Origin of the sequence: Microcoleus sp. LAD1_D3, from assembly GCF_036702135.1 — a bacterium.
In the GTDB taxonomy this organism is placed as follows: domain Bacteria; phylum Cyanobacteriota; class Cyanobacteriia; order Cyanobacteriales; family Microcoleaceae; genus Microcoleus.
The window spans coordinates 153,885-169,871 of record NZ_JAUBSB010000006.1; the positions used below are offsets into that span (position 1 = coordinate 153,885).

A 15,987-nucleotide genomic window follows, 5' to 3' on the forward strand; every position below is an offset into this window, starting at 1 on the left:
ACCCGGTGTTTTAAAAATACTGGGTTTTTTAGCTATCATGTAGAGCGGAATGTGCTTCGTCCGCCCCCCACATTTTAATTTATTCTGTAAGTTGTAATCATCTATTTTAGTTGAATACAAGCAATCCAAATATAAGAGGTGGAAATGGCTGTTTATCAAGTTCGGTTGGTGAATGAGGCTCTCGCGCTCGATCGCACGATCGCAGTACCAGACGACCAGTATATCTTAGATATGGCAGAAGATGCCGGTATCCGCTTGCCGAACGGATGCAAGCAAGGAGAGTGTTCTGCTTGCGTTGTCAAACTGCTGAGCGGTGAAATCGACCAAAGCGAACAAAAATTTTTGAAGCCGCCCGAATTGCAAGCTGGCTACGCTGTTACTTGTGTGGCTTACCCGCTTTCTGACTGCACTTTGTTAACGCATCAAGAACAAGTTTTGTATCAAACATCTCTTTATTTTAAGTAATAGGAAATCACTCTTTTACCATCTTTTTTTCTAGCCTCGCTGGGCGCTGAATTTGTTTGTAGAAGATCGAATTATATTCGCCGATCAAATCGTTATCAAAGTAGATTGGGTATGGTGTAAGGTGCGTGACTCTCCAGCATCTCACTGCCACTTGAGTGGCTAGAAAGTCACGCACCCTAACGAGTATAGATAAACCCGCCCTTATTAATTTAGCAATTGTAGAATCCGCTTCAGCGGAATTTCTGCCCAATCCAAGCGGTAATTGAGTTCGTATGCTAGTTCGGCAACCGCTTTTTCCAAAATGTAAGCATCCAGCAAAACTTGTAGTTCCGGGATAGATTTTGGCAAGAAATTTGCATCGGCTGCTGTCGCCAAATAACTCTTGACAAAAGTCAGGCTAACCCAGCGGTGCCAAACGTTCGCCCACTGCTGCATCTCCGGGAGATTTTCAGGGCGAATCATGCCACTTTCTACTTCATTGCGGAGTGCCAAAGTAACAGCATAATTCAAAGATTGCAGCATTCCCGCAACATCTCGCAGGGGCGACCTCTTCATCCGTCGCTCGCTTAAGGGTCGATCCCGTTCTCCTCCGAAATCAATAATTACGAAGTCTTTGCCTGTATAAAGAACTTGCCCGAAATGAAAGTCCCCGTGACAGCGAATTCTATCGGCGGTGATTCTCAAGTTCAAAATAGCCTTGAAACGTTCCATGAGCAAATCTTCCCGGTTGAGGAGCTTTTGCGCCGATTTTTGTATTTCTGGCGGCAGTTTGGACAGCCGTTTTTTCAGATCCAGCAAAGTTCTTCCTGCCAGATTTCTCATGTGTTGATAGATGGAACGCTGGTAAAAGGAGGTGAAGCTTTCTGGGGCAAAAGCGGGATTTTCTGTGTCAGAAGCTAAAGCGAGGTGAAGCTCGGCTGTCCGTTGACCTAAAAGTTCGGCTGATGCTAAGTAAGAGCCGATGAGTTCGCGAGCTAATGGCGGAATTTCTAGGGATAAATCCGCTACTAGCGAGTTTGGCTGTCGCTGGGTTTGTCCGGTCAAAGCGTTCGGCAAATAATTTTCCGGGGCAGTAGATAAATTCTCGCTGGAATGCTTTGCTTCTACTGTCATTACTTGCTCGAAATAGTCCCGCAGTGTGTCTAATGTATAAGACCAAGCATCTACGCTGTCGGGGATTAATTTTTGTAGGATTCCGACCGTAAGGACTTGTTTTGCTGGTGTGTGATATTCCAATGCTCCGGCAATTGGAGCGTAGTGTTGGATGGAGTTGCGATCTGTTAAAAAGCGTCCGATTTCTAATTCGGGGTTGATTCCTTCCTCGATTTTTCGCAATATTTTCAGGACGAAGCGGTCGCCGTAACCTGCGGATGTATTGCTTTGTTCTTTTTTGAACACGTGAGGGTCGAGGTGGGATAAATCTTCTTCTGAGCTGAATGCACTGTCGGCAATTCCTACCAGTTGACCTGCAACACCTCTGTAACTGCGAGAATTGCCGATCGCCCCCAGCAGCGCGCTCAGAAAACCTTTGTCCCCGGCAGCATCACATAGTACCCCGACTTCCTTGTTGGTTTCTGGGAAGTGCAGGCGCGCGATCGCCCGATCGTCCACATCGCCTTTTATCTCTTCCCAACCTAAAGGCAAAACGTAAGTTTCCGGCATACCTTCAGTATAATTCAACAGCAAGAACAGAATGTAAACTTGAGATGGCTCCCCCGCAGGATCTTTACATTCAACTGGTACAACCTCACTTATTTCTAATGATTGAATTGTCCTATCTGTACCGCTAAACCAGCGATTGCGGCGCAGGTATCCCGGCAAAATATTAAGCAGCATATCGCTTAACTGACTTGTAGCAAAAGCTGTTTTCCAATTGCCTATCACCGCCAAAGTAGGCAAGTCTGTGGGAACACCGTGCAGCGAAAAATCTTCGTGTTTAACAGTAAGAGTAAACCAGTAAAACGTGTGAGGACTCAAGCTCAAAAAGTAAGGATTCTCGCCAACGGCAGGAAACTCCGTGCGGCCGAAAATCTCCACCGGAACAGCACCTTTAAAGGGCGCCAGGTCTAACTCTGCCGTCTGAACGAAGCGTGACAAATTAGCCACTACGAGGATGTGTTCGTCTTGATAAGTGCGTACAAAAGCTAAAACTTTGCGGTTTTCCGGGTACAGAAACTCGCAAGTTCCGCGGCCGAATGCTTGGAAGCGCTGCCTAATTGCAATTAGGCGTTTCATCCACCACCAAAGAGAACTCGGATTCGCCCGCAGCGCTTCCACGTTAATAGATTCGTAGTGATATTCAGGGTCAACAATTGGCGGTGCGTACAGTCGCTGCGGGTTAGCACGGCTAAAACCGGCATTGCGATCGCCACTCCACTGCATCGGAGTTCTCACCCCATTGCGATCGCCCAAATAGATATTGTCTCCCATGCCAATTTCATCGCCGTAGTAAAGCACCGGCGTACCCGGAAGAGACAGCAGCAAAGCATTCATCAACTCAATGCGGCGGCGGTTATTTCCCATCAAAGGAGCCAAGCGGCGGCGGATGCCCAAATTAATTCTCGCCTGAGTATCTTGAGCGTAAACCCGATACATATAATCTCGGTCTTCATCACTCACCATTTCCAGCGTCAATTCATCGTGATTCCGCAAAAATAATGCCCACTGACAATTATTGGGAATATGTGGAGTTTGCTGGAGAATGTCGCTAATTGGGAAGCTATCTTCCATATGCAAAGCCATAAATAAACGCGGCATCAGCGGAAAATGAAAGTTCATGTGACATTCATCGCCAGCAGCGTAATATTCAACCGCATCCTCCGGCCACTGATTCGCCTCAGCCAGCAGCATCCGGTTCGGGAATTTCTCATCTACGTGCTGCCGCAATTGCTTCAGGAATAGGTGAGTTTCTGGCAGGTTTTCGCAGTTAGTACCTTCGCGCTCGTACAGGTAAGGCACCGCATCCATCCGCAGTCCGTCTACTCCCAGCGCCAACCAGAAATCTACCACATCTAAGATGGCTTGGCGGACGGCGGGATTGTCGTAATTCAAATCGGGTTGGTGGGAATAAAAACGGTGCCAGTAATAAGCTTTTGCTACCGCATCCCAAGCCCAATTAGAGGTTTCAAAATCTTTGAAAATAATCCGAGCATCTTGATATTTTTCCGGCGTATCACTCCACACATAAAAATCTCTTTCGTTACTGCCTTTCGGGGCGCGGCGCGCTCGCTGAAACCAAGCGTGCTGGTCGGAAGTGTGGTTAACAATTAACTCAATAATGACCCGAATTCCCCGTTGGTGCGCTGCTTCTAAAAGGTCTTTAAAATCCTCTAATGTGCCGTAAATCGGGTTGACGGTAGTATAGTGAGATGTATCATAGCCGTCGTCTCGAAGCGGCGAGGGAAAAAATGGCAGTACCCAAATTGCTGTTACTCCCAAGTTTTGCAGGTAATCCAGTTTTTCAGTCAGTCCTCTAAAGTCGCCGATGCCGTCTGCATTGCTGTCGGCAAAAGCCCGAACTGGTACTTCGTAAATAATCGCGTCTTTGAACCATAAGGGGTCGTCATTTAACATTGAGTTTGGCATGATTTGTAGCGATGATTGGTAATTGGTAATTTGTACTTAAAATTTGGTGATTGGGATTTGTTAGTTCAAATCCAAACTGATAAATCATAACTTATAATTTGGCCGCGATGCTCATGCGAGTGGCAGACTTTTAATCGTAATTTATTCACGCAAAACTTATAATTTCTTAACTATAAAATTTCAACAATCTGTTTTGCTATTTCGGATACAGTTTACAATCCGGGTACTGTGCTAGCTACCGATGCGCGGTAGTGCCCACCCGAAAGACCGGTGCACACCCTACCAAGGCGTGTCAACTTAAGCCTGAAACCCCTCTGTATCTCTCGCTGGTAGCCCAGTCTAGAGCTCCCTAAATCCCCCTTGATAAGGGGGATTTTGAGAACACTCTTTTCCCCCCCTTATTAAGGGGGGCTAGGGGGGATCGAGCCCTTGTTGACACTAAGCACACCCTACAGACTCAGGATTAGGTGCGGTATTTACTACCTGCCGAACGGTTCCCACGACATTACAGTACCTTGACGTTGATTACTAACTTTCGTTACATTAGTTTACATAAAGCAACAAAAGTTAAGGAAAAAGCAAATATGGCTATTGTAATCGCTCTTTTAATCGTCGGTTGGGTCGCAGCCTCAGTAATTGGCACTCAAGCATATTTCCTCGGAGAACAGTCAAAGCCAATCCACGAGCGGAATTGGAACGATGAATCTTTTGAAAAATTGGCTGTAGCAATCACAGCAACAGAGATGGATTACAGCGTTCGCGTTCCCGCCTACAGCATGGATGCTTACGGCAGCCGCACCATCTCGAATTCTTGATATCAAGTAAGCTGTTACGCATTTAAACCACTAACGAGGCTTGTAGGGCGCGTCAGGCGCGAACACTTACGCTTACAGGGGAAACACTTCTATACTGGCGCACCATACTATCGTCTTTTAAATGCCGAACAGCTTAACAGGTTTCACCATTTTCAATAACAGGCAGGATGCCTGTTCCTAATTTTCAATAACAGGCAGGATGCCTGTTCCACAAGAGAATTGATGGTTTGTGGAACAGGCATCTTGCCTGTTCCTAATTTTCAATAACAGGCAGGATGCCTATTCCACAAGAAAATTGATTGTTTGTGGAACAGGCATCTTGCCTGTTCCTTGCTGTTCAGCAACTACAAACTGTTACCTGCTAGCGCCGGACGAGAATCTTTTTTGCGAAATTGCAAAGTGTTATTTTCGCAGTCGATCGCAATTGTATCACCCTCCACAAACGCATTTTCCAGAATCTTGTTGGCCAGCGGGTTTTCCAGCTCCCGCTGGATGGCGCGTTTTAAGGGACGAGCGCCGTAAACCGGGTCGTAACCGACATCTGTGATATGGTTTTTCGCCGCATCCGACAGTTCCAAAGTGATTTTTTGCTCTGCCAACAAACGCTCGATCCGCTTCACTTGAATGCTGACTATTTGCCGCAATTCGATCTTGCTCAAAGTGTGGAACAAAATTATCTCGTCCACCCGATTGAGAAATTCCGGCCTGAAGTGCGATCGCAGCGCTGTCATCACCCGTTTTAACATCTGTTCGTACTCTTGGTCTGTCTCCCGTTCTTGAGTCAATAAATTTTCCTTTTCAGTCTTGTTTTCACTCTTAGTTACAGTATCAACATCGACTCGCTCGGCCAACACCTCGACAGTACCGTCGGCAGCAACTTTATAATCTGTCTTTTGACTTGACAAATCTTTCGTTTCCTGCTTCCGACTAGCAGGTTTTTTGGCGGTTTTTTCCTTCTTAGTAAACACGTCTAAAATGTGGTCGCTGCCGATATTGCTAGTCATCACAATTACGGTATTTTTAAAGTCAACCACTCGACCTTGAGAATCGGTAATTCTGCCGTCATCCAACACTTGCAACAAAATGTTAAATATATCCGGGTGTGCCTTTTCCACTTCGTCAAATAGCACCACCGAATAAGGGCGTCTCCGCACTGCTTCCGAAAGTTGTCCCCCTTCATCGTAACCGACGTATCCCGGGGGAGCTCCTACTAACCGAGAGACGTTTTGCTTCTCCATGTATTCCGACATATCGATGCGGATAATCGCATCATCGCTATCAAACAAAAACTCCGCCAACGCCCGCGCTAACTCAGTTTTTCCGACGCCTGTCGGGCCCATAAACAAGAAAGAGCCGATCGGCCTTCCGGGGTCTTTCATGCCCGCCCTAGCGCGCCGAATTGCCGCCGCCACGGCTGTTACAGCTTCCTCTTGACCGATGACTTTGTGGTGCAAGTGTTTTTCCAATTGCAGCAATTTTTGGCGTTCGGATTCTAACAATCGGTTAACGGGAATGCCCGTCCATTTAGCGACAATTTCCGCAATATCGCCCTCAGTAACTTTTTCGCGCAGCAGGGAAGAACCTTGAGCTTGCTGTTTCAAAAGTTCCGCTTCTTTCGCTTCGCGATCGCGCACCGCCGTTTCCAACTTGCCGTACTTTAACTGTGCGGCCTTATTCAAATCGTAAGCCCTTTCTGCTTGTTCGATTTGGACTCGCAGTTGGTCTTCTTCTGCTTTCAATTTATTGATTGCATCCAACAACTGCTTTTCGCCCAACCATTGAGAGGACAATTTTTCCTGTTTGACTTTTAAAATGTCAATCTCAGATGTGATGCGTTCGACCCGAAAGCCGAGCCCAGGGGCGAGAGCACCTTTTCCTTCGCCTTCGATCGACAATTTTTCCATTTCCAACTGCATCACCCGGCGGTCGATTCCTTCCAATTCCACAGGTTTAGAGGTAATCTCCATTTTCAAGTGGGCGGCCGCTTCATCTACCAGGTCGATCGCCTTGTCCGGCAAAAAGCGATCGGAAATATAGCGGAAAGACAGAGTTGCAGCAGCTACCAGCGCCGAATCAGTAATTTTTACCCCGTGGTGGCGTTCGTAACGGTCTTTCAATCCGCGCAAAATCGAAACAGTATCTTCAACACTGGGTTCGCCGACAAATACTTGTTGAAATCGACGTTCCAGTGCCGGATCTTTTTCAATATTCTTGCGGAATTCGTCGAGAGTTGTTGCGCCGATGCAGCGCAATTCGCCTCTGGCCAACATGGGTTTTAACAAATTTCCCGCATCCATTCCCGAACCGGAACTGCCACCGCCACCAGTCCCGACAACCGTGTGCAATTCGTCAATAAATAGGACAATTTGCCCGTCGGAATCGATGACTTCCCGTAGAACAGACCGCAATCGTTCTTCAAATTCGCCCCGGAATTTTGCCCCAGCAATTAAACTGCCCATGTCGAGGCTAAATAGCTGGCGATTTTTCAAAGATTCCGGTACGTCACCGTTGACAATTCGTTGGGCTAAACCTTCGGCGATCGCAGTTTTTCCAACTCCAGGATCGCCAATTAACACCGGATTGTTTTTTTGACGGCGGGACAGAACTTGTACCACGCGGCGGATTTCCTCGTCGCGGCCGATTACTGGGTCGAGTTTGCCGGCTTTGGCGGCTTCTGTCAAATCGCGGCCGTACTTGCTGAGGGCGTCGGAGTTAGCTTCGCCATCTTGATCTGGGGCTTTAGCGTTGCTGCGGCTGCCTTTCCCGGTTTCGGAATTTTTTTCTTGGGCTTTAGTAGTGGCGCGGACAGATTTGATGGCTTCTTCGAGTTTTGGTCGATCGAGTGTACCGGCTGGGGGTTTGCGATCGTAACCGGGGCGACCCGGCGGGCCGTCGCCTTTTGTCAGCAACCTGCGGCCGACTCGTTCGTCTTCTACTAAGCCAATTAATAAATGTTCAACGGCGATAAAATTATCTTGCCAAGTCGCCCTGGTGGCCTCGGCAACATCTAACATCACTTCTAAGCCGCGACCGAGGTATAGTTGGTCAGCGTTGGCAACTCTGGGCTGTCGTTTGGCAAAAGCATCTAACTGCTGCGCCAAGCGGGGGGCATCGACTCCAGCTTTGCTGAGAATGCTGTTGGCCTGACCTTGCTGTTCGAGAAGGGCGATGGCTAAATGTTCAACCTCTAGCTGCTGATTGGCAAAGCGGCGGGCTACATCCTGGGATTTGACAATGGCTTCCCAGGCTTGATCTGTAAATTTGCTAGGGTCTGTTGGCTGCACGTTGGTTCCTCGCAATCAAGGGGATTCCTGTTGTTATCCGTTAATACATCGTCTCACAACCATCATAATCTTTAAACAGGATTATGAATTTATGAGTGCGGTTAACTAGGGCGGAAGTTGTGACCTAATTGACCTCTTACAAAAGCTTACAGTCCGCAATCCACCCCGAAGTTTGGTGCGGTCAGACCGACTCTAGCGATATCCTTCGGGATAGGTTCGCTGGCCGTACTTATAAAAATATTGCCAGAAACAAGATTTTTTATCGGCTGAGATTTATGCTATTTCCCACTTACCAATTTTTAGTATTTTTCCTAATTATTTTTAGCCTGATCGTCTCTGTGAAACCCCAACTCGATTTGTATAAAATTGTCTTGTTAGTTTCCAGTTTATTATTTTATTCCTTTTGGAGTTTCGACTTTCTCTTGCTCCTCGTTTTCTCTACAGCCTATAACTATATCACTCTCCGGGTTCTCTGCAACAGTAAGTATAAAAAAATTGCTTTAATCTCCGGCTTAGTTTTCAACATTGGCTATCTCGGCATCTTTAAATATTGCAACTTCTTTGTAACTTCCTTATTTGAGGTACTGAACCAGCTACAAATTCCAGCCAACTTTCCAGTGTTGCAAATAATCGCCCCCGTCGGCGTGTCTTTCTACACTTTTAGAATGATTTCTCATTTAATCGACTGCTACCAGCAAAAAATACCCTGTCCAAAATTTATAGACTATGCCGCCTACATTACCTACTTTCCGCAAATTGCCTCCGGGCCAATCTCGCGAGCTCGCGAGTTTTACTGGCAGCTAAATTCACCGGAAAAATACGACTATAAAATTGAAGAAGTTATAGTTGTGATTTTGTCGGGACTGTTTAAAAAATATACTTTAGCGAGTTTTTTGTTTAACTTCACTGACTTGCCATTCAAAGTCCCCCAGCAGTACAGCAGCATCGATTTAATCCTCGCCGCAATTTCCTATTCCTGTTTAATTTACGTAGATTTCAGCGGCTATTCGGATTTAGCCAACGGCATCTCCTGTTTGCTGGGTTTCAAACCCATTGCCAACTTTAATATGCCATACCGATCGCTCAGCTTGCAAGAATTTTGGAAAAGGTGGCACATCAGTCTTTCCGAGTGGCTGAGGGATTACGTTTACTTTCCCTTTGGCGGCAACAAATACGGCAAGTTGAGGAAGTACCTAAATCTACTGATGACAATGGCGATCGGTGGATTTTGGCACGGCGCAGGTTTAAACTTTATTTTCTGGGGAGCAATTCACGGTTTAGGATTAATTGTCAACCATTTATGTAAAGATATCCCCCAAGCTATCCACTTTAAATTAGACTATGCATTTCCCCGATTTGCTAAGTTTTGCAGTGGGTTGTTAACCTTTAGTTTTGTTACTTGTAGCTGGGTATTTTTCGGCACTCCCAACTGGGAAACTGCGGTGATTTTTTTTGAAGGAATTGTCCATCCTGCCGTCGCAACTTTTCAATTTAACTTCTGGCAATTGTATTTAGTAATTGCCGTCATTGGCGCGATCAACTTGTGGGGCGATCGCATCTCCCAACTATTGCAAACCGTATTGTCATTAAAAAACATTTTCTTTCGGGTTGTCTTAGTTTCGCTGCTCGTGTATACTATCTTGATGTTGGGGCCGAGTACCGTTCCGCCTTTTATTTACTTTAATTTTTAAGAAATATGAAAGACCGGGAAATTTTGCTAATTGTTACTTCTGTCATTCTCACTTTAATATTTTCCAACTTATCATTATTTCTAAAAAGCTTTGCTTCAACTCCTTTCGCCAGTCCCGAAATTAAACAAGCAGCGCGCCTGATCGAAATAGACGGTTTCCGAAAATCCGAACAAGATTTTTGGAGCCAAATTAAAGATATTAACTTCGATAGCCTCCCCAAAGAACCCGAACTTCCTCCTGTCCAAACCGAAACAAAAGCGGCAGTTGAACCCCCAAAGCCTGCTAATGCTAAAAAACCAACACCAGCTAAACCCAAACTGACCAGACCTTATCGCAAATTTTTATTTATTGGAGATTCCGTAATGTTCGACTTAGGAATTCAACTCCAGTACACTCTTAAAAAAAAATACAATATCGCCGATACGAAAATTGACTACAAGGTCTCGACCGGACTAAATCGAATAGATTATTATGACTGGTATGCCAGAACTCGCCAAATAATTAATAATTACCAGCCGGATGTAGTGATAGTTTTGTTCGGAGCAAATGACCGTCAAAATATTATTGATTCTCAAGGAAAAGGCCGGGTTGTTATGACCAAAGAATGGCAAAAAGCTTATCAAGAAAGAGTTGACAGATATGCCAAGTTACTGGATTCGTCATCCGTGAGAAAAGTGTATTGGGTCGGTCAATCCATACCTAATAAATCTTTGTATCTCAAAGCTTTTCCCATCATGAACGATATTTATAAAAATGCCAGCAAATCTTCATCCAAAATTGAATTTATTTCTACTTGGGAGACTTTTGGACAAGCCGGAAAATTTGTTCCTGTAGTTGCCAATAAATCGGGTAAGCGAGGCTATGTAAAAAATAATGACGGCTTGCACTTTACCTCCCACGGCGCTCAAATTATCAGCGACTTAATCGTTGACCAAATGGTCAGGGACAAAATCTTAAAACTTGCGACAAAGAAATGACTATAATAGGTTTTGTTTCCTGACCCAACCTAAAATTGTGACATTTGATCGATTAGTGCAAAATTATATATTGAGTGCGGGATGCACATTAGCATTGCTAAACCAGGTTTATCAGAAAAATCTAGGCTTTAGTTATGAGAAATTTACTCGTGAAACCGGGTTTATAACTCCCTATGCCTCCCGGACTAATATTGACAAAAAGCAGCAGTAAATGTAATGCTGAATTCAGCATCAAACAACGCCGTCCATATCTAGTAATTGTCCTGGCGACAAATTATGACGAGCAATATGTGGAAACTCGATCGCCCTAACATCCCTGAGTCAATGGGGTGCAGCGGCATAGCGCTAGTCTTCACTCTCACTAAATATACTCAACCTTGGCAAAGAATAAACCTAATTGAAAAAATCCTGCAACAGTGCGGGATCGATCCTTTTGCTGAAGTTGTGGGCGTACCGAAAAGCGGAATATTTAGAGAAAATATACCGGAATCCGTCAGAAAACCCCATCCGAATTTACTGTTTCGGGCTTTGGCAATTCAGGCATTGGGGAAGGTGCGAGAGGGAGTGATATCAAGTGAGAGAGCGGCTCGATCAAGTGATTTTAGCAAAAATCTGCTGGCGGCGTTAGAACAGGAAGCGCGAGGGGGATCGACTCCTTTAATTCGGTGGTCTGCGGCTGTTAGTATTAAGTCAATTTGGTTGGATGAAGCAGGGCAACGACAAGGCAAGGAAGGTGCTGTCAATGTCACAATCAATGCAGGGGAAATTGAGCGGCGGGTTGTAAAAGAGCAAATTAAAGAGTTAACAAGCAACCAATTTGCTTTGGACGACAGCAGCAGAAATGACAGCAGTAAGGAATATGAGAATTGTCTCGATTTTTGGGTGTACGGGCCGAGCTGGCTGCTGCCGAGGCTGTCAATGGATTGCGACGAATATCTGTTTTGGATCGATCGAGTATTTGCTGCGATCGCATTTACGGGCCCGTACAAATTGAATGCTGAAAACGATGCAGCGGTGACAAACTTTTTGGAATTTGCGGAAAATAATTTTAATGACTGGGAATTCTCCAAAATACTTGCCAAAATTTTTGAGTTCCTGCACCACCCGGAAGCAAAAGTCAAAAATCTAGTTCCAATTATTTTAGCACCGTACAAAGACAAGCTGGAGCGAAAATCGGCGCAGATTCTGACAGCGCTCGTATATAAATTTAATGTAAAATATCAGCCCTTAGAATCCCTGACTCTTCCCGAAATCGAGGAGTACAAAGCGTCACTGTATTTCGGTAAAATGGAAATTGACGACTTGTATGGTGAGGCTTTGGCGCTGTGCGGCGATCGGGATGTCGAACTCGCAAGTTTATTGTCAGCTAAACAAAGGGAATCCCAAAATACTCTAGAGGAGCATATCAACAATCTCAGCAAGTTAGTTAAGTCAATCATAAATTGCCAGAGCTTGTTAGATGCTAATAGGGAACTTTTGTATTTGACTGTAGATCGGCTGGAAAAATGGGATTACACTCTAGACAATAAACTGGCGACGCACCGCAAACAAATCCAAAACCTGAGCTTAGATAAAAGTACATCCGAGCAGTGCATAAACCTCGACAATGAACTCAATTATATCAGAGATGGTTTGCAGTATACTTTGTATGAAATCACCTCAAATATTAACAGCCAAATTAGAGAGTTAGAACTTTCTGTGTCCAAAAATAGCAAGACTGCAACAGATATGTTTAAGTGGACGTGGCTATTATTCCGGGCCGGGTTTTCAGTAGGGCTGTTTTTGTATTTATCGGATTTAGTGATTAACTGGATATTCGCGGTCAGCTACACAAGGGAATTTCTAGTTTATTGGACTATTTTATTTAGTGTGATAGTAGTATTTTTGTTAGTATTAGCTGTATTTTTTTCGGGTATCGCGGCTTTAGACCAGCGCCGAGAATCTAAATTAATTCCTAAATTTGATAGTTTAAGCCAAATAGGCAGCAGTTTTTCTATTTTGTGGCAAAAAATTTATTTGCAGCAGTTTGTACCGTCGGTGCGATCGAATTAAAAGTTTCAGTTGACACTTGACACTTGACAGTTGTCAAAAGGAAAACGGAAGAGGGAAGATAATTTTTCCTTCCCCTTCCCCCTCTTAAGAAAGTTAGGATGCGGTTGTTGCTGCTACTTTCTGACTGCTGCTAGCTTGATTTTCCAGTTGAATTAATTCAACTTTATATCCATCTGGGTCTTGCACAAAAGCGATGACTGTTGAACCGTGCTTCATCGGGCCGGGTTCCCGAATAACTTTACCGCTGCGGGCTTTAATTTCTTCGCAAGTACCATAAATGTCGTCAACGCCGATCGCAATATGACCGTAAGCATCCCCTAAATTGTACTGTTCGACGCCCCAGTTGTATGTTAATTCCAAAACTGTAGTGTCTGATTCGTCGCCGTAGCCAACAAAAGCCAGAGTAAATTTACCCTCTGGATACTCTTTTTGCCGCAGTAATTTCATGCCCAGAACCTCGGTGTAAAATTTGAGGGACTCTTCCAGGTTGCCGACTCGGAGCATCGTGTGTAGTAATTGCATTTAGCTCACTCCAAATTTCTTAAGCTTTCATCTATTTTAGCGATATCTTGCTGGAAAAAACCGCGTCGGCACAGTTTACCTGGTGTTAGATTGCTTTTTACTGAACAAAAACCACCACAGTTCTAAACCAATTAATGTCAATCCCCCTGCTGTTACGCCAATTTTTAAACTTAACGGCTGTTCAATGCTGCGGAATTGATTCGTTGAAGTAGAATGCGGGACGGACTGTTCGGAAGCTTGAACTCCCGATGCCATTCCCATCACAAGTCCTAAACTGGCGAGAATTCCAAAAATTTGACGATGGTGTAACATTTTTATAATTCCTCCAAATTTATGCAATAGATTTTGGTTTAAAATTCCGCAAGCGCAAAGCATTAGTAAGTACGGAAACTGAACTAAAAGCCATTGCTGCACCGGCGATAATTGGATTGAGCAGCCAGCCAAAAATGGGGTACAAAATGCCCGCCGCGATCGGGATTCCAGCGATGTTGTAAATAAACGCAAAAAACAGATTTTCGCGGATGTTCCGCATGGTGGCGCGGGAAAGTTTAATTGCTGTAACTATGCCTTGCAAATCTCCTGAAATTAAGGTTATATCGCTGGCGGCGATCGCCACATCTGTGCCTGTGCCGATCGCAATTCCCACGTCTGCTAAGGCCAAAGCCGGTGCATCGTTAATCCCGTCTCCCACCATCGCGACAATTTTTCCTCCCCGTTGCAGGGCTTGGATTTGAGCTGCTTTTTGGTCGGGTCTAACTTCGGCAAAAACACGAGTAATGCCCACGGATTGGGCGATCGACTCCGCAGTCGCGCGATTATCCCCCGTCAGCATCGCCACCTCCAAACCGAGTTTTTGAAGTGCTTTCACCGCCTGCGCTGACGATGGTTTGAGAGCATCAGCAATGCCCAGAATTGCCTCTATTTTGCCTTCTACAGCCATCCAAACAACCGTTTTGCTCGCAGCTTCCAAAGCTCTGCCGCGCAGTTCCAGATATTCAGTATCGCAGCCTAGTTCCTGCATCCACCTCAGCGTTCCCAGGGCGATCAACTTTCCGCCTACAACCCCGCGAACACCACTCCCGGCGAGCGCCTCAAAATCCTTAACATCCGTCAAATTCACCTCTTGAGATTGAGCGTATCTAACAACAGCTTCGCCCAAAGGATGCTCCGAATTTCGCTCTACAGACGCCGCCAATTGCAGCAACTTTAACTCATTGCTATTCTCCGTTCCTTTAATTGTCACAAAATCAGTGACAGTTGGCTTGCCTTCAGTAAGAGTTCCTGTTTTATCTAACACAATAATTTGGATTTTGTGAGCCAATTCTAAACTCTCGGCCCCTTTAATTAAAATTCCGTTTTCTGCACCCTTACCCGTGCCAACCATCACAGCAGTCGGAGTCGCTAAACCCAAAGCGCAGGGACAGGCAATAATCAACACTCCCACCATGGTCACTGTGGCTAGAGTGAAGTTTCCCGTCGCGTTAAACCAGATAATAAAAGTAGCTAAAGCGATGGCAATTACTACAGGGACAAACCAACCAGTCACTTGGTCTGCTAACTTTTGAATCGGTGCTTTTGAACCCTGTGCCTCCTGCACCATCTTGACTATTTGAGCTAAAAATGTATCTTTGCCAACTCTTGTCGCCCGAAACTTGAAGCTGCCAGTTTTGTTAATTGTGGCTCCGATAACTTCGTCGCCAAGCTGCTTTTTGACAGGCAAACTTTCTCCCGTAACCATTGCTTCGTCTACCGTCGAACCACCCTCAATTACCTCTCCGTCTACGGGGATTTGCTCTCCGGGCCGCACCTGCACGATGTCGCCAATTTCCACTTTGGCGATCGGCACTTCCAACTCTTCCCCGTTGCGAATTATCCGAGCAGTTTTTGCTTGCAAACCCATGAGTTTCCGAATTGCCTCCGAAGTTTCTCCCTTCGCCCGATTTTCTAGGGTTTTTCCCAACAAAATTAAGGCAACAACGGTAGCGGCTACTTCGTAGTAAACGCCAGAATTTAAACCTTGGGCTGTGAATAAACCGGGAAAAAATGTCACAAATACAGAATAAAAGTAAGCAGCACTCGTACCCAAAGCAATCAAGGTATCCATTGTCGCCAGTCGCCGTTTTAGGGATTTCCAAGCTCCCACATAAAACGATTTGCCGCACCAGAATTGTACGGGTGATGTCAGGGCTAATTGCAACCAATAATTGTGCAGCCATGCGGGAATAAATGGCAGGTGCAAGCCGGTCATCGCTGGAATAGCGCCCACAACTAGCAGGATGCTGACGATACCTGCCGTCCAGAGTTTCCGCTGCAAGGTTTGAGATTCAGATTTGCGATCGGCTTGTTCGGAATCATCCTCTGTCGCCGCCATTTCTTGAAGTGGCAAAGCTTGGTATCCCGCAGCATCAACAGCCGATTGAATTGTTTCTAAGTTGGTTTGCTTGGAGTCGTATTGGATGGTTGCTTGTTCCATCCCAAAATTGACATGACACTCAAGTACGCCGGGAACAGATTGAATTGCTTGTTCGATAGAGGAAGCACAAGAAGCACAACTCATGCCCCGCAATTTAAGTGTGAGATTGTCCATATATGCCCT

Annotated in this window: 10 protein-coding genes; 5 read left to right on the forward strand and 5 right to left on the reverse strand. The window is 45.4% G+C overall.

Annotation, left to right across the window (positions count from 1 at the left end):
• Positions 1–144 precede the first annotated feature (144 nt).
• A complete protein-coding gene (locus tag QUA74_RS05565) occupies positions 145–465 on the forward strand; it encodes a 2Fe-2S iron-sulfur cluster-binding protein (protein WP_333325916.1) in 321 nt (106 codons plus the stop codon).
• 204 nt (positions 466–669) lie between these two features.
• On the opposite strand, the gene treS is transcribed toward QUA74_RS05565, so the two are convergent.
• Positions 670–4,050, reverse strand: coding sequence for a maltose alpha-D-glucosyltransferase (treS, locus tag QUA74_RS05570; protein ID WP_333325918.1), 3,381 nt, complete (start codon positions 4,048–4,050; stop codon positions 670–672).
• Between the two features lie 584 nt (positions 4,051–4,634).
• Here treS and QUA74_RS05575 point away from each other — a divergent pair.
• Positions 4,635–4,865, forward strand: coding sequence for a photosystem II protein, Psb35-related (locus QUA74_RS05575; protein ID WP_333046753.1), 231 nt, complete (start codon positions 4,635–4,637; stop codon positions 4,863–4,865).
• 344 nt (positions 4,866–5,209) lie between these two features.
• On the opposite strand, the gene QUA74_RS05580 is transcribed toward QUA74_RS05575, so the two are convergent.
• Positions 5,210–8,149 carry an AAA family ATPase gene (locus tag QUA74_RS05580; protein WP_333325921.1) on the reverse strand — a complete coding sequence of 980 codons (2,940 nt, stop codon included), beginning with the start codon at positions 8,147–8,149 and terminating at the stop codon, positions 5,210–5,212.
• 275 nt (positions 8,150–8,424) lie between these two features.
• Between QUA74_RS05580 and QUA74_RS05585 the strand changes: the two genes are divergently transcribed.
• From QUA74_RS05585 to QUA74_RS05595, 3 genes are all read left to right on the forward strand, one after another.
• Positions 8,425–9,840: an MBOAT family O-acyltransferase gene (locus QUA74_RS05585; RefSeq protein WP_333325924.1), complete on the forward strand. Its 1,416-nt coding sequence runs from the start codon at positions 8,425–8,427 to the stop codon at positions 9,838–9,840.
• Between the two features lie 5 nt (positions 9,841–9,845).
• Positions 9,846–10,817, forward strand: a complete 972-nt coding sequence (locus QUA74_RS05590; protein WP_333325927.1) for a DUF459 domain-containing protein — start codon at positions 9,846–9,848, stop codon at positions 10,815–10,817.
• Between the two features lie 276 nt (positions 10,818–11,093).
• Positions 11,094–12,869: a hypothetical protein gene (locus QUA74_RS05595; RefSeq protein ID WP_333325930.1), complete on the forward strand. Its 1,776-nt coding sequence runs from the start codon at positions 11,094–11,096 to the stop codon at positions 12,867–12,869.
• 93 nt (positions 12,870–12,962) lie between these two features.
• Here QUA74_RS05595 and gloA read toward each other — a convergent pair whose 3' ends face one another.
• The 3 genes from gloA to QUA74_RS05610 all read right to left on the reverse strand — a co-directional run bounded on the left by gloA (position 12,963) and on the right by QUA74_RS05610 (position 15,978).
• The gene (gene gloA / locus QUA74_RS05600; protein ID WP_333325933.1) at positions 12,963–13,391 is read right to left on the reverse strand and encodes a lactoylglutathione lyase; all 429 of its coding nucleotides are present in this window, start codon (positions 13,389–13,391) and stop codon (positions 12,963–12,965) included.
• A 75-nt stretch (positions 13,392–13,466) separates the two neighbouring features.
• Positions 13,467–13,703 carry a hypothetical protein gene (locus QUA74_RS05605; protein ID WP_333325936.1) on the reverse strand — a complete coding sequence of 79 codons (237 nt, stop codon included), beginning with the start codon at positions 13,701–13,703 and terminating at the stop codon, positions 13,467–13,469.
• Positions 13,704–13,722: 19 nt separating this feature from the next.
• Entirely contained in the window at positions 13,723–15,978 is a 2,256-nt protein-coding gene (locus QUA74_RS05610; RefSeq protein WP_333325938.1) for a heavy metal translocating P-type ATPase, read from the reverse strand.
• Between the last annotated feature and the right edge of the window lie 9 nt (positions 15,979–15,987).

Bases quoted from the DNA above. Each gene is read 5' to 3' on its own strand.
- QUA74_RS05610 (WP_333325938.1), bottom strand. From the start codon at position 15,978: ATGGACAATCTCACACTTAAATTGCGGGGCATGAGTTGTGCTTCTTGT.
- gloA (WP_333325933.1), bottom strand. From the start codon at position 13,391: ATGCAATTACTACACACGATGCTCCGAGTCGGCAACCTGGAAGAGTCC.
- QUA74_RS05565 (WP_333325916.1), top strand. From the start codon at position 145: ATGGCTGTTTATCAAGTTCGGTTGGTGAATGAGGCTCTCGCGCTCGAT.
- QUA74_RS05575 (WP_333046753.1), top strand. From the start codon at position 4,635: ATGGCTATTGTAATCGCTCTTTTAATCGTCGGTTGGGTCGCAGCCTCA.
- QUA74_RS05595 (WP_333325930.1), top strand. From the start codon at position 11,094: ATGACGAGCAATATGTGGAAACTCGATCGCCCTAACATCCCTGAGTCA.
- QUA74_RS05605 (WP_333325936.1), bottom strand. From the start codon at position 13,703: ATGTTACACCATCGTCAAATTTTTGGAATTCTCGCCAGTTTAGGACTT.
- QUA74_RS05590 (WP_333325927.1), top strand. From the start codon at position 9,846: ATGAAAGACCGGGAAATTTTGCTAATTGTTACTTCTGTCATTCTCACT.
- QUA74_RS05585 (WP_333325924.1), top strand. From the start codon at position 8,425: ATGCTATTTCCCACTTACCAATTTTTAGTATTTTTCCTAATTATTTTT.
- treS (WP_333325918.1), bottom strand. From the start codon at position 4,050: ATGCCAAACTCAATGTTAAATGACGACCCCTTATGGTTCAAAGACGCG.